The organism is Leptospira fletcheri, from assembly GCF_004769195.1.
Classification (GTDB): Bacteria; Spirochaetota; Leptospiria; order Leptospirales; family Leptospiraceae; genus Leptospira_B; species Leptospira_B fletcheri.
On record NZ_RQET01000009.1, the window covers coordinates 1 to 15,890 of the forward strand.

Consider the following 15,890-nt stretch of genomic DNA (forward strand, 5'->3'; position numbering starts at 1 on the left):
AAAACGACGAACCAATTTTAGAAAATTAGGAAATTTCTTTCTGAAGAAATGTCAGCCGAATACTATCACTGTACACTTCTTAACTGACATCTCCTGCTTTTGTCTTTCCAAAAAGCTTTTAGACTGCAACCGGTTCGTTTCTTGTGTCGCTTCTAAAGCGTTCTTGTTGAATTCCTTTCCTAAATTCTTCAAGCCTTCCAAATTGTTTACGAGTTCTTGGTCACCATTCGACGCTTTTAGCAAGGTCTCCGTTCTGGCTAAGGCTGCAGAAACTTGCTCTGTTTGCTCCTTCGCATAGTTATGTACAAGCGCAAGATCCTCTCCCACATAAATGAAGTAGTTGTGGTTCCCAGACAACTCTATGTTGTACACTCTCTCCTTGCGATTCTCTTCCTCTACTCTACGAATCCCAAGCGTTCCTTCTCTCTCATGGCTCCAATCGCTCGTCTTCTCGAATCTCTCGCTCTGGATTCCATGCAATGATGCTGCTAGTACTGGCGTTCTTGCAAGTCTTCTCTTGGTCTCTGCAGTTCGGATACTTCTTCTTGTGATGCTACGATCACCTCCGTGTAGGTCCTCTGCCTTCACCCAGATGGTACCGGATACTCCTGAGTTTCCACTTCTCTCTCCTGCTTCGATCACTCCAAAAGGGTGATTCCAGGTGGTTGTCACCTTCTCATCTGTATCATAATATACATTGTGAACTGAATGTACTTCATGCACGAATGTCTCGGTGATCTTCTGGATCTCGATCTCTCCAGTCTCTTCGTTGACAGTGTACACCTGATCATGTTTGTTTAATGTTACAATCTTCTGATAACCGCGAGGTGTTTTTACCTCAATCTCGGAATCAAAGCAAGTCTTCGTTCGTAACACGCTCGGTTCCTCATCCTTCCCCGCGGAATACGACTTGGACCCGTCGTTCGCAATCCCGAACGAACCGAACACATCTCCCTTAAATCGGTTCCAAGCGCTCTCTAAGGCCGTCTTCGCAGACTTCCCTTCGTCAAACTGGACTCGCATTCCAATTGCATCCCCGGCCGCCTGCACTTGGTTCTTCCATTGCTCTATGTTCCCGCTATCCGCCATGTTCTTCTTATATGTATCGAACATTTCGTTCAGCTTACCCGGGCCTTGGGTTTCTAGAACACTCAGTCTCTCCTCTTCAGACATCATTCCCATCTTTACCAGAAGCTTGCCCGTCGGCTCATCCATTTGTTTCTGTTGCTTTTCTATGTTATTGGATGCGTTCTCCTGTGCTACCGAGCTCGCAAAGTCACTAAAGAAAGTCCCGCTTCCGTGAACTTGTCCCAGTTTGTGGGTGTTGGTATCATAGCTCATGCTTGCTACGTTCACTCCCTTCCATTGACCCGCTAAATCAAACGTTCCATCGTTCGACATCGTGAGGGCTGCTCCAACTGCTCCCATTTTACCCATGAACGATTTAGGTGGTGGCACTGGCTTTCCGTCTGCACCAAGAACCGGTTTACTACCTGGCTCGGGCTGCGGGTCCTGTTTGCTATAATTATAAAAGGCCCCTGCGTTCGCGGATCCGTCTCTGCTCGCGGAGACTGTCATCCCCACATGGTTTTCTCCACCTGGGTTAAAGTCATACCCTCCGTTCACCGTGTAGTTCCCTGTCTTCGTGTTGATGTCTATCCCCACAAACGACCCTGCCGGCATTTGGAAACTCTTCCCTCCGAATTCACCTAACAACTGTTTGGCCGCGTCCCTCACTTTTTTCTCTATTATGATGCCTTTGTCTTCGTAGCCTCGGGTCAGGCTCTCGCCTTCGGTCAAGTTATTGTGTTCATCATCAATAACCAAATCCTCTTCACCCCCCAATAACTTGACCACGGTTCGATCCTTCGCGGTTTTGTATGTGAGAATCTTTTCAATGAGTTCAACCCACAATGTTATCAGTATTAGCAAGATTGTGAATCCGATGATTTCCATCTTTTTCCTGTAAAGCGGCTTACAGCTTACCCCCTAATACGACGAAACCCGGCAGAAGCCGGGATTCCGTTGAGTTTTATATCTTTAAGGCCTTTCATCCTTTCCCTCGCCTACAAACCTGAAGGCCCTTTTCGTCCGTCTGCTGCGGACTCGTATCGAAGATATTAAACTTCTTATAACTTAAAGTCTCACCTATCTTTAATGTGATAATGTAGGTATCATTTCCACATCCGCTTAGATCATTGATCTTATCGAATTTATCTTTCTCAGAATCTAAGATCGGAGAATACTTTTGAACAAAAGGAATCTCGTCATTCAATCTCTTGCCTGCAAAATAATATCTATTACCTCCCAAAATACTCTTGGGACGTTTTAAAATCAGATATGTAATTTCTGTTCCAGGCATTGTATGATCGCCAGGTTTACTAAACTCAACCGTATCTTGGAGATTCGCACTTTGCTTCAATAGAAAAGCGAGGTATGCTACCCCGCCGACTAAAAGAAGAAAAGAAACGTTTAAGAATACTTTCATGTAAAAGTGAGTTCTCCTTTATAGCCTCAACTAATTCTTCAGATTATTGTATCCAGGAGGACGGCAATCTTTCCAAGGTTGATTTTGTTCTGGACTTTCCAAGCAACCTGCAATCAAAATCTCCATCTCGCAGTCGATCACAGTGCTCATATTTTTTACATGGATTGGATTATCCATCTGATAACCATCCGAAGGGACTTCATCATCTCCCCACGCAAACGGATCAATCGCAGAACCGGGTTCCGAAAACTTCATATAGATTCCTAATGTCTTCTTTCGATCTACAAATATACCATCGTAAAGAGGAACGCCCTCATACGCTAAAGAAAATTTTGATTCATCGACAAGGGTCATATTGATCAAATAGATTTTGTCTTCCCCTTCGAACTTAATCTTAAAGAGTTTTTTCTTTGGATCGACTTCCGCGCAAATACCGTACCTACCTTCGGTTTTAAGTTTTTTTACCCAAGGAGCAGCATAACTTATATGATAGACGCTCTTGATAGAAGGATTAGCTAATTTTAATAAAACTGGAGTCTTATCTGGTTTTACTTCCTGCTGAGTAGTAGAATTATTTTGCGGTTCTGATTTTTGTTCGTCCTTCTCTTTGCACTGAATTGCAAGGATTAAGGTAAAAAGTAAAAATCCGCGAAAAAACAAAGCTTTCATTCAAATATTCCTAATAGTAGATCTTAAACACTTTTAAATTTTCGTTAAACTTAATCGTTTTACCGCGCCTAACCCCGCCAGATTCACCACCCGTATGGTTGTAATTCACCCAACCATCTTCCGTTTTCAACCAAAGACAAAAGTGGTTCGCTCCAGGGGTATTGTCGGTATCGTCGTAAACTTGGATCACTTTGCCAACCGGAAATTCTGCCAATTTCTGCCGCAAGCTATCCAATGGGATCGGATTCACAATTCCTCTTAATTCGCCGGTCTTCGGATCCAAACGGACACTCGCAAAGTTGTTAGAACCTTCCGTTTCCACTCCCCAGGACTTAGAAAACCCAGGAGTATGCCCCAAGTCAACCACCGGAGCACCCTGGCTAAAGCCCAAGTCTCCACTGATTCCTTTATATGTATACCATTCTACGAAGCTCGCTTTCGTTACTTTTCCTTCCACTGCTTGGAGGTAGTTCGTATAGGTCCGGCAAATCTCTGCGGCTGTCTTACTTCCTAATTCCGGACTCCAGCCTCCCTCAACAAACTTCACGAACTTTTTGTAGTTCTCTAGTCTTTGCGCATAGTCAGGTGCATCATGAGGAATGGCAGGTTTTAAATCGCCCCTTTCAAAAGCTCTCTGTAGCAATTCAATTGCTACAGATAATTGAACCGCTGTTCCTCGAGTCCGATCCTGAGCCCCCGCCTCTACGCTATTCAAGCGCTCCATGTATTTCTCACGAGATTCTCCTGGCTTTTCAGATACGTCCTCCAGTCCTCGAGTCGCAGTTCGGATCCATTCCTCTCTTGAAATCTTATTTTGTTTCGTACTCATCTTACGCTGCACTTCAAGAGAGTTTAAGCTACCAAGGATTTCCTCCATCCTTGCCCTCTCCGTTCCAGACTTAAACCCTAAGACCGCTTGCGCTTTTATACGGACTTCGTTCATCAGAAGGTTCGCATCTTGTCCGGAACTTCCGAATTCTTTCGGTTCCTTGTTAAACTTCGCAAATTCTCCCGTATATCTTCCGTTACTGTCTCGGGAATCGTAGCCTACTTGAGTATAGGCAGTTTTAGCAGACTCGTAGAGCTTATCTAAGGCATTCGTAAGTTTCGATTTTTCCACCTCTAATTTACGAATCCTAGCTGCCGCTCCTTCTACCTGCGATTTATTAGCTTTCGTAAACTCCAGTTCGTGATCTACTAACGTTAATTCTTTACTATAAGAATTCGTTTGTCGCAGTTCTTTCATTCCAAATCCGTATTTTGAACCGTCGATTCCCTTCTCCGACCAAAGCTTACTTAATTTGTCCGTTACATAACGGCTATCCGCTGCCTTTTCATACGGAGCCAATGGCTCTTCTTTAACTCCATTAGCTTTATCAGAGTTTCTTTCAGCTATGTTGACTTCGTTTGCCTTGTAATAAGATGCCTTAGACTCTTTTCCTCCAAGGCCCATAAATCCGCCCCAAACCGTCTTTTGCTCTATATAACCAGCCGAGGAAACTCGGAGCACTTCTTTAGAGCCGTTCGCTCCCTGTCTTTCGTATCGAACCGCTCCGTTTTCGATCACTCGATTGTAAGTCTTATCACCCCATTTAATTTCGCTATATTTCGGATCCGAATTCGGTTTGCTCAGCATTGCTAAGTCTTCTGCTGGGATCTTCTCTAACCGCACATCTACTATGTAGTTATGCACAAGCACATCTTCCTTGCCCACTCGTACAAAGTAGTTATGATTCTTCTCTACTTCTATATTGTACACTTTCTGCGTACTGGATTTCTCTTCTATTCTCCGGATCCCTAAAGTCCCTTTGGATTCCGTTTGCCAGTTCGTTTGAGTGATTCTAACGGTATTCGAAGAACCAGCGATAGATGCTCCAATCGAAATTCCGTTGCCAATAGCAAGAGACTTCATCATCGCAGTTCGGATACTATTTCCTGTGATACTGCGATCTCCCGCATGGATGTCTTCCACATTCACCCAACCCCTATTTTGGATTGCAAATGGGTGGTTCCAAGTCGTCTTGATCGATGCTTTATTTTCAAAGTCAATCTCATGCACGGAACGTACATTATGTACGAATAATTCCGTTACTTTTTGGATCTCTATTTCTCCAGTCTCTTCGTTAAGTGAATAGACTTCATCTCCGAGTCTCAGATCTCCGAAAGACTTGTATCCCTTTGTCGTCTTTACTTCTACTGACTTGTCAAAGCAAGTCTTCGTTCGTAGCACACTCGGTTCCTCATCTTTCCCCGCTGAATATGACTTAGATCCGTCGTTCGCGATCCCAAACGATCCGAACACATCTCCCTTAAATCGATTCCATGCGCTCTCTAATGCTGTCTTCGCAGACTTCCCTTCGTCAAACTGGACTCGCATTCCAAGGGCATCCCCTGCTGCGCTCACTTGGTTCTTCCATTGCTCTATATTCCCGCTATCCGACATGTTCTTCTTATATGTATCGAACATCTCGTTCAGCTTTCCCGGGCCTTCGCTATTGAGGATATTCAATCTCTCCTCATCCGACATCATTCCCATCTTCACGAGAAGCTTGCCCGTCGGCTCATCCATTTGTTTCTGTTGCTTTTCTATGTTATTGGATGCGTTCTCCTGTGCTACCGAGCTCGCAAAGTCACTAAAGAAAGTCCCGCTTCCGTGAACTTGTCCCAGTTTGTGGGTGTTGGTATCATAGCTCATGCTTGCTACGTTCACTCCCTTCCATTGACCCGCTAAATCAAACGTTCCATCGTTCGACATCGTGAGGGCTGCTCCAACTGCTCCCATTTTACCCATGAACGATTTAGGTGGTGGCACTGGCTTTCCGTCTGCACCAAGAACCGGTTTACTACCTGGCTCGGGCTGCGGGTCCTGTTTGCTATAATTATAAAAGGCCCCTGCGTTCGCGGATCCGTCTCTGCTCGCGGAGACTGTCATCCCCACATGGTTTTCTCCACCTGGGTTAAAGTCATACCCTCCGTTCACCGTGTAGTTCCCTGTCTTCGTGTTGATGTCTATCCCCACAAACGACCCTGCCGGCATTTGGAAACTCTTCCCTCCGAAAGCGTAGTTCGCATTTACATCCAACCCTGTCCCGGGTGCATATGTAAAGCCGATCGTTCCCATGTCTTTTTCACCAAATCCGCCTATGTTCGCAGAGAAGCCACCTCCCCAGCCTCCTTTCTGTCCGGCTTCTCCGGTGAGTAGGTTCTCGCTATGTCCTGGTGTCCAAGACACAAAGCCGGAAACGGGCAAGTTTCCGGAAAGAGTCGCAGCTCCGAGCAGTCCGTTTGCAAGACCGGCAATGGCTCCGTTCGTTCCTCCAAGCTCTCCGCCTATAACCGTCTGGGCGGTAATGCTGATGGCAGACGCAATCATTTGACCGTAAGTCATCGAAAACCTTCCGACGTTCATTGCGACCTGGCCCAGTACCTCAAACATGGTTCCAGATCCCGCTCCTGCGGTACATACGGAAAATGCCGCAGCTGCTGCGATTTCGATCACCTGCTCCGTGTCTTTCAGCCTTTGTTCTCGGGCCTCTTTTTTCGCGGTCCTCTGGTCCATGTACCCTTCCAGAAGCTTACCGAAATTCTTGATATCATTCGGATTCCCGTTCGGATCCAGAATCGCCGCGATTGTGGTAAATAATAAATCTCTCTCTTGGGATTTGATGTAGGACTTGTCGATTTTTCCGGCCTGGGTCGCAGCTTGTAAGGAGGCTCCCGTAAACTTATCGTTCCACACGGAAGTATTTGCATACGTGTCGGACCGGAATTGGTCGGATACAAGTCCTAAGGAATGACCTACATCTGCAAATGTGGTTAAGATCCCCTTGACTCCGCGAGAGACCAAACTTTCGATCCCTCCCTTAAACAAGACCTGGTCCAGGACAGCTAGCGGTCCTAAGGCAAATTCGTCCGTCAATCTCGTCTTGCGCAAGTCCGCTCTTGCTTGTTGTCGGATCACGAATCCTTCCGCAATTCGTACCATGGCTTGGGTGTATTCGTCGGACCAACCGTTCGCTTTTCCGACTTGCTGGACGTAGTTTCCGACCATGTTCACCTTGTCCGTCTTCCACTGGTGAATCGCGTCTACGTCTGCTTTTAATTTTGCGTTATTGACTCCGAATCGTACATTATCGTCAAAATGTTCCTCTGCATGACGACCCACGAGCCCTGCTTGGCCCCCCAAGTGCGCTCCGAATTTTAGGAGCCCTCCCTCGATTTCCGCAAAAGGAGCCTCCAGATTCCTCATGACCCCCATGAGCCTACCTACGGAAAGCATGGGCCCCGTCCAACCCAACTCCGCCTTCGCGTCCCGAGCATGTACAAAGTCGTTGGCCCACTGTGCCGCCAAAGCGATTTGGTCCGGAGGCCAGTTATGCTCTTTTCCGTACAGGGTGACTGCAAGACCCACTACGTTTTCCCTGTCCTGCCTCCATTGCCGGATGGCCTCCACATCGCTACGATTATTGAGACCGGTAAACACGTTCCCCATCCCCGGTCCGACCGCTTCTCCAGTCAAAACTCCCGTAATTCCAAACAGACCCCCGAAAGGAGCCAGTGCCGCACCGGCAGCGATTCCCTCTAGATCGTTTTTCCAAGCGTTGATCCTAAGTTCATGCTTGGCATGCTGGGCCTGTTTCCAATCGATCAGACCTCCGGCTAGATAAGTCGCCACATCCGGAGACAAATGGTATGTATTCACAAGAAGGGTGGTGATCGCGTTCTGCACCAGATTATGAACTTCCATCTTGACAAAGCCCTTCATGCCGTGGCCGCCGTTCGCAACATAGTTTACGTACGCTTCCACGATCCCCGCAACAAAGGCCTGGTCGCCCGCGCTCTTCCCTGCTGCCTCCGCATTCAGGCTATTCGCATGGTCCGTCTTCGCGAGATTCGCCAGAAGCGCCGTGGAAAAATTGTTCACTCCGAAAAAGTCGCTCGCGTGTTTAAAGCTGGAATTGATGACGGAACTGATCCGATTCCCCTCAGCCTGGCTCGTATCGAAGATGTTTCCGACGGAATTCATCCCGTTCCCCATCATAAAAGTAGCATGAGGAGCCTTGATGGTCAGGTGTTGGTTTTGGGTATTAAAGCAATAATCGTTCGCGTCGGAGGCCTCTCCGCTTCCCCCACCGCAGGAACTAGAGGACCCTTGGTACGTGGCCTTTCCCGTGTACACCGCCTGGTCCATTTCTATGTCCCCGTCCTTGTTCATGTGGACGTTCGTGTACTTGTTCGCGGTGTACTTCGTACAAGTGCTCAAAGAATCCCCGCACACGGAAGTGATGAGAGAATCCATCGTCTCACAACCGGTACTCTGGTCCGCACAAGCGGTACAATTCCCCCCGCCCGCGTCGCATTTTACATACTGCCCGTCGGAATTCGTGAGGAATGTCTTGGCATCCTTCTCCTGCCCCACCGTTTTCGTGGACAAATGACGGTCTTGTAAGAGTTGCTGCTCCCCGTTTTGGGTAAACGCCTGCTGTCCCGCCAAGTTCGAGACCATCTGCTGCATATAATTCATCTTCTCGTTCAGGAGAGCGTTGTTCGTGGAGGACAACAAGGACAGGTTCGTAAGCCCCGCCACCGACTGGCCGAAGGTTCCGCTAAAAATCCCGAGGAGACTAAAATTCGGCAAACCCGTATTCGGGTTCACATTCGACAAACTGGACGCCTCTCCCGCAAAGAGTTTGGAAGTATCCAGTACCCCCGACGACTGCGCCAACCCGCTTCCGGAATCCAAACGAGACAGGGTCAGATTCCCCAACAGTTCCGTAGACAAAGCGCTCAAATCCGCCTGGCTCTTTCCGTCTCTTAGTGCGTTATTCGCCGCCAAAAAAGAAGCAGAAGTCTTTGCCTGCAAATCATGCATCTGGGTCAGCCAACCCGTCTCGCTACTCTGCAATCCGGCCAATGCGTTGGAATAATCGCTCTGTGCCTGCGCTAGTAACGCCCCCTGAGTCGTCTGCCAAGTCGCATACTGCGCGTTATAATTCGCCACCTGCCCCGACCAATTCATCACCGCGGGCAATACGTTATTCGTCCAGTTGGCGGAAAATCCCTGGAGCTGTGTCAGCAAATTCTGCCAAGTCGCCGCACTGGCGCTGGAATTATTGTCCTGCTCGTTAAAGCTGAGAGTGATCTGTATAGAGTCCGTTTGGTGATACATGGTAGCCGCACCGTAATAGACCCCATACACCCCCCAGAGTTCATTGTCCGTATAATTGTAAAAATTTCCGTACCCTGGATCACTCCAAGTGCGGTTGTTGCTATAATACTGCCCCCCCGGAATGGGCGTATAGGGCAGAGCGGTCACAGCTCCATAGGCATAAACAAAAGGCAAGGGGGCACATCCCGCATTCCCCAAACAATACGCCTGCGGATTATTGAAGTACTGTGCGGGATTCAAATTGATCGCCTGCAAATTCGTGGAGGGCATGTTCACCCCGGTAATCGTCATCCCAGGAAAGAAATTCGCACTAGACGCTCCCCCGTATGCGGCACCTGCCCCGGAAAAAAAAGGGAACAAACAGGCCGGACTAGTGGAATCGAAATTGTTCGGATCACAGGTCCCGGTCAGAGAGGCAGAATACGCATTCATCAACCAATTGGAAAAATCCGTCCCGCTCACTGTTCCGTCGATAAAATGCATGATCTCTACAGCCAAACCTGCAACCCCTTGGGTCGCCGCTGTACCTGTCGCAAACTGATAATCGAAAAGCGACATGTTAATCGTCATTGCCCCCGTGCTGGAACTGGTACCGTTCAGATAGTGAGCCACATTCGTCTGTACCAGCGCCTGTTCATTGAGCAAAAAGGTAGACATCTCGTTCGCTGCGTACGCCAAGGAGGCCTCGTACGACTGGATCTGGCAGGTATCCGCCACTCCCCCCGTACTCGGACAGGTCACACAACTCGCATCCCCCGTCGGACAGGTACTGCTAAAATACATCCCCGTCAAAGCGCTAGGAGTCGTATTGTCCACAATTGCCTGCACGCAACTCGCAGCCCCGCTCGCACAAGCCGACGTGGAAAATTTCTGCGTCGCCGTATTGTACGATCCCGTCACACAGGACTCTCCGGGATTCAAGCAACTCTGGGGATAACTCACCAGCGTTCCCTTCGTGGTATCAAAGACTGCAAGAGAGGTCATCCCCTGTGTGATCGCAGTCTCTATATCGTTGATCACTTTTTGGAAGGCCTGTCCGTCCGCGTTCAAGGACGTATGCACCGCCACCGACTTGGCAGAGTCCGCTGTACAAGCCGTCCCCACCACCTGGGCACAACTCGAACTGATGTACCCCGTCACCTGCCCTGTCGTGGCATTCATCGAATTGTCGTACGTAAGAGTCGTACATTGGTCCGTGGCGGGACAGGTAGACACGAACTGTCCGCTCGTGGTATCGTACAGATAATAGCTACAAGTGTCTCCCGACGGACAGATCCCTGGCAAATACGTCCCCGACACGGAGTCGTACGTGACATTCACGGAATTCCAAAACAGACTGTTCCCGTTCAAAAACTGTTGGTACCCGTCCATCGTCGTCTTCACCTGGTCCTTCACGTTCGCCTCGTACGACTGGATCTGGTTGATGTTCGACAAATACTGCGCGTTCGTGGTCGCGATCTGGTTCAACAGATTTTGGTAATTCGTATTCAATGCCTGCAACGACTGCTCGTAATTCCAAAGACCGTTTTGGATATTTGTGTTGTACTGACTGTACCACTGTTGTTCTAATTGCTGCAAAGAAAGCTGGGAATTCGTCAAAAACCCGTTACTCCCTCCGGTAGTGCTTAACGTAGGGGAATTCCCTTGTACCACCGCCTGAAATTCCGCGTCGAATTGGTTCTTCAGGTTCGTGACTGTCGCAAGATTCCCTCCGTAATATGTGTCTATGAATTGGTTCCTTTGCAGTTGGATGGATACCTCAGCATCCGCCTGCCACTGGGTCAACAATTGGGAAGCCTGGCTCTCCAGCGCGTCATACACATAATTCTTATAATCCTGTACGCTCTGAAACTGGTCCTGCGTATGAACCAGGCTCACCTGGTTGCTGATTTGTGCCTGGATCTGGGCCTCCCATTCCGACTGCAACACCCCGTATCCCTGTAGCACCAAAGCGTCCCAGTTCGTGATGTTCTTCATTCCGTTCGCCGCAGAATACGTGGACTGCATCTGCTGGTTCCAACCCCCCGCAGCGTAACTGGGGGAATTCAACTGCGGAATCGGCGGCGTCGATTGGGATTCCAATTCTCGATCCAAGGAAAATAGAAACCCGAATAGGAGGAGGAAAAAGAAATACTTCTCTCTACGATTCATACGACAAACCGATCCATCAATAATCTCGAATGCTCTTCTCCGCAAAAACGGAGATCATTTGTTTTTTCGCTTGGATAGAATGAAAAAAAACGAAGCGCCTCAAGGCGGCTGGGTACTGGACACGCACCTTAAATAATACGGATTGCTTGTAGAGGAGGTAAAATACACGTACCCGTAATAAAAATTCACGGTCCACGCGTACCCTGTCTGATTCAACCACTGGACCGGATTCGAAGTCCAAAAAAAGTCCGGGATCCCGCTCCCGCCGGAAGCAGACCCCGGGTCAAAGGAGGAGTCTATGGCGGGGTTGACTCTGGAACGGTCCAACAAAGACCGAAGCTCCAGCAAAGTCGGAAGCCTCCAAGCGCTCCCGTACATCTTAGTGCAATACCCGTTGCCGAAGGTCGCGCTGCCCCAATCCACCGCGGAGGTACTAGGCACACCGCTCGGAAGATTCTGGGTCGCACAAGCCGAACTGCTGGGATTCCAAGTCTGGGGAAAAATACATTTCTGCCAATACAGACCCGTGGCGCTATCCTTCAACACCCCCGGAACCGATGCCCCCGAACCGCTACTCGTCGCAACGGAAAACCTTGCCGTGGGCGCCGCCAAACCCAAATCCGCAAAGGGCAAATACAGACAAAACAGCAAACCGAGCCGGACCGAAGATTTCAATGCCTGCCAAGCAAATCCCATCATACCCTCATCTCCCCGCCACGCACCGCAGATACATCGCCGCGTAAGGCGGATTCGCCCCGCTCAACAATCCGTTCACGAATGTCGTATTCGGCATTCCGAAATCCGCATACCAAGCCTGGCTCGGATCCCCTGCAAATACGCTCGAAGTCCAGTACCAACCCCGAGCAGTGGACGGAAAAGCGGTCGAGTTGATGGCCGGAGGAGCAGCGTTCGGAGGAGGAGTCGTTGCAATGGTAAAATCCTGGATGGACTGCAACTCCGTGGAACTCGGCAACCTCCAGTCCGTTCGACCTGCAAACCCCGCATTCGCGTTCGCCGCATTCAGATACGAACAAGCGTTGATCGCCTGATAAAACGTAAGAGCGGAAGCCCCCGTAGGAACCGTCTCCGAAACGGTTTTCCAATACAGTTGCGTGCTATTGTCTATAGTCACGGAATCCGAGGGAAATCCGGAAAAAATCGTCACAGGAGTCGGATTGTATGACGGAGCAGCTTGGCCAAACCAGGTCCCGCTCGCCGCCTCGTACGTCGTGGTGGTAAATGCCATACTTGCATTCGAGGCCATCACATTCCCCATCACATCCTTCATACTCGAGCCCGTCAGGGACCATTGCAAAAGCGCGTTTTCGGGAAAGAACTTCCAAGGGAGTTGGACCTGCAACGTGTCCGGACTCGTCCAGGAATACTGAATATTCGTAATATCTAATGTCTGCCAAAGCTGACCCGCCTTGGCCGTATAAGCCGTAATCGAAAACCCCGGAGCCAAACTCTGGTTCATCGGCTCGCTAAACGTCAGGGTGATCGTCCCCGGCTTCGGATTCACTCCCGTCGCCCCCCCGCTCGGACTCACCGAAGTCACCGTCGGAGCCAAGGTGTCCTTCCAGATCGCACCCACCACGCTTCCGTAATGCGCTTGGTTCAGTTCGTTAGCCACACAAAGTACGATCGAATTCTTACCTGCCGTAAAATTCAAGTTCGCCATCGTAGTCACCACCGGAACATTTTCTTGGATATCGAAAATGCTCGCATTCGGACTGGAAACCACCACATTCCCGCTCGCATACGCCGTGCTCGAGCCCGCCAAGGCGGTCCCGTTATTACACTCGCAATCCGAAACCGTGCTGTACAAAACCCCGGAAGGACCCTGGTAATTCGTCGTGGTCGTGCTAGTACTTCCGGTACCGCTAGTCGTTTGCACCTGGGTACACTTGTTTCCTCCCAGAAGCACCTTATAAGAGGCTCCGCTCTGCACCCCGAACTGCCAATTGACTTGAGCGTCCGTACTCCCGTTCACCGCCTGGGTGGACGGGTACGAATTGATCGTGACCGTCGGAAGATTCGGATCGATCGTATAGACCGCGCTACCCTGAGTGGACAAATTCCCAGCATTGTCCATCGCCAGATAACGGATCGTTGCAGTCGTCTTTACGGAAATCGGAGTGCTCGAGGAATACGCGATCCCGTTCGTGATCGTTTGCGTGGCCGTATTGATGGAAGGCAAGGATCCGTCCGTAGTATAAGCCACAAGATACCCGGAAGCCGTACTCACATTATCCGAATAATTCAATTGCACCGAAACGGGAGAACTCCCATACCCTCCACCCCCCGGATTCGGAGTCACCGTAGGAGGTTGGTTATCCAAAGTAACGGTCAAAGACAACTTCCCCGTTTGCCCCGCAGTCACGCATACGAAAATAGGATTCACTCCGGCGACCAACTGGCTCGCATTCACAAAAGTGGTCTGTGCCGAATTTGCCGCAACAGTGCCGCTCCCTACGATCGTTCCGTCCGTGCAACCCGTCGCGCCCAAGCGCACCGAATACGACCCCGCCTGGTTCGACTTCCAACTGAAGGTAGTGGAATTGATCGCACCCGCATTGGTACTCAAATACGCGGAACCCAAAGAATTCACGATCGTGATGTTCGGAATCGTATGATTCACGATGTATGTGGCCGTATGCACTGCCTCCACATTCCCCGCTAAATCTCTACACCTGTATTCCACGGTATACGTCCCGTCCCCGTTCCCGTTCCCGCCTACCGCAAACGTCGTCTTAGGAGGATTCGTAATCGTCCCATGGACCGGACTGAAGGTAGGAGTGCTTCCATCCAAAGTGTAATCCAAGTTCCCCGGAGCCACATTGTCCGCGCAGGAAATCGTCACCGACTGAGCCCCTCCGTACGTCCCGGGAACGGGAGTGATCGAACTGCTCGGCGCAATCGTATCCGCCTTCTCCCGAGCCATCATAGGGTTATCCACCACCCCGTTACCGGTCGTGTCGAATCCCTGGCCAGGAACCACGGTCACAACATTTCCGGTACAGTTGATCCCCGTCGTCAGATTCACGCTCCCATCCGGTTTATAACACAAATAATAATCCGGAACCCCGTCCCCATTCACATCCACTGCGTATGGATTCGTGTTCCCATTGTACAAAAAGACCAGATTCGGAACCCCATTCCCTTCCGTGGCAATCCCCAAAGTGGAACCCGCACTACTCGGATCCACCACGATCCCCCCACCGCTCGCCTTATTAGCGGAATTCAGATTCACGGTTTGGCCGGGGAGAAAAAACGCATGGCCCACAAAGGGAAGAGGATTGGAAGGAAAACTCGTTCCGGAATTCGCCTGGCTCGTCACCATTCCCTCCAAAGCGGCCAAAAGACCGTAACCGGGAGATTGCGGACTGCAAGAGCAGAACACAAAAGCAACCCCTGCCACAAAGAGAGAAAAACAAAATTTCCGAGCCGACTGCATAAAAAAAGAACGTACCGATGCAGATTTCGCGTACGAATTCGATCCTGGCAACAAAATTCACCCGCCGGAGACTCAAAAATTCGTAAATTTTTTAATAAACGACCCCCCTCAAGGGATAAAAAACCCAAAATAATCTAGAGTCCCCCACCACAAAGTCGTAGACTTTTCGTCAAATGAACATTTTCTTGGGCCAAAAGAAGGAGATTCCTAGATCCCCATGAAAAACATTGCAACCTTTGCAACCCTAGTATTAATCGCAGCCCTCACCCTCTCCGGATGCCACAAAAGCAGCAACAAAGACGGCGACAACCTCACACTCTACACCCTACTCAACAACGCCAGCAACACTGCCTGTGGGGACAGCTACGGCCTCAGCCAATTTTCCTACCCTCTAGCCAAAGTTTCCAAGGGCCAAACCGTGCCGTTCTCCACCACATACATTGCAAAAGACGGCAAGTATGAAGGTACAATAATGTTTACCGTCAATCCGGGAGATGTTATAACTGTCTCCGCTCCGGCAGGTACATTCAATATATTGAAAGGATCTTGTCCAATTTCGACAACAAACGTTCCGATCACCCCCGTCTCAGTAAGTGATTTTAACCCATCTGGTCCGACAGTCAATTCAGCATTTACGACGCTGAATGCCGGGACCTATGTAGTCCTCTTCAAACAAGGCGGTACCCAATCTACCAACAACACAGTTCAAATCCAATAACCGCTCCTCCCCGACCGGATCTTAACAACACTCTGCCCGGACGGGCAGAGTCCCCGCCTCGCTGCCCCTGAGCGGTCGGAGCAAAAATTCCTCTTCTGGAAGAAAAGAAGACCCAAGCCTCCCCTTAGATACACTTAGAAAGAATCAAAGCTAGTAGAATTTTCGTAGGGTTTCTATTGACTTGATTTTTTTTAAAGTGTGATGATAAATCCAAGAACGGGTAATATACCAACGAATA

At 49.6% G+C, this 15,890-nt stretch carries 7 protein-coding genes; 1 reads left to right on the forward strand and 6 read right to left on the reverse strand.

The window, feature by feature from the left end; all coding sequences use genetic code 11:
* Window positions 1-51: 51 nt before the first annotated feature.
* The 6 genes from EHO60_RS12120 to EHO60_RS12145 form a co-directional block, all read right to left on the reverse strand.
* Window positions 52-1,956 (reverse strand): TIGR04388 family protein, encoded by a 1,905-nt coding sequence (locus EHO60_RS12120; protein ID WP_135768474.1) that lies wholly within the window; start codon window positions 1,954-1,956, stop codon window positions 52-54.
* Window positions 1,957-2,050: 94 nt separating this feature from the next.
* The gene (locus EHO60_RS12125) at window positions 2,051-2,488 is read right to left on the reverse strand and encodes a hypothetical protein (RefSeq protein WP_135768475.1); all 438 of its coding nucleotides are present in this window, start codon (window positions 2,486-2,488) and stop codon (window positions 2,051-2,053) included.
* 30 nt (window positions 2,489-2,518) lie between these two features.
* Window positions 2,519-3,157 (reverse strand): hypothetical protein, encoded by a 639-nt coding sequence (locus EHO60_RS12130; protein WP_135768476.1) that lies wholly within the window; start codon window positions 3,155-3,157, stop codon window positions 2,519-2,521.
* A gap of 10 nt (window positions 3,158-3,167) precedes the next feature.
* Entirely contained in the window at window positions 3,168-11,477 is an 8,310-nt protein-coding gene (locus tag EHO60_RS12135) for a TIGR04388 family protein (RefSeq protein ID WP_135768477.1), read from the reverse strand.
* A gap of 99 nt (window positions 11,478-11,576) precedes the next feature.
* Window positions 11,577-12,176 carry an Lcl C-terminal domain-containing protein gene (locus tag EHO60_RS12140; protein WP_135768478.1) on the reverse strand — a complete coding sequence of 200 codons (600 nt, stop codon included), beginning with the start codon at window positions 12,174-12,176 and terminating at the stop codon, window positions 11,577-11,579.
* Between the two features lie 4 nt (window positions 12,177-12,180).
* Window positions 12,181-14,880, reverse strand: a complete 2,700-nt coding sequence (locus tag EHO60_RS12145) for an Lcl domain-containing protein (protein WP_167880216.1) — start codon at window positions 14,878-14,880, stop codon at window positions 12,181-12,183.
* A gap of 271 nt (window positions 14,881-15,151) precedes the next feature.
* On the opposite strand from EHO60_RS12145, the gene EHO60_RS12150 reads away from it, so the two are divergent.
* Window positions 15,152-15,652 carry a hypothetical protein gene (locus tag EHO60_RS12150; RefSeq protein ID WP_135768480.1) on the forward strand — a complete coding sequence of 167 codons (501 nt, stop codon included), beginning with the start codon at window positions 15,152-15,154 and terminating at the stop codon, window positions 15,650-15,652.
* Window positions 15,653-15,890 lie beyond the last annotated feature (238 nt).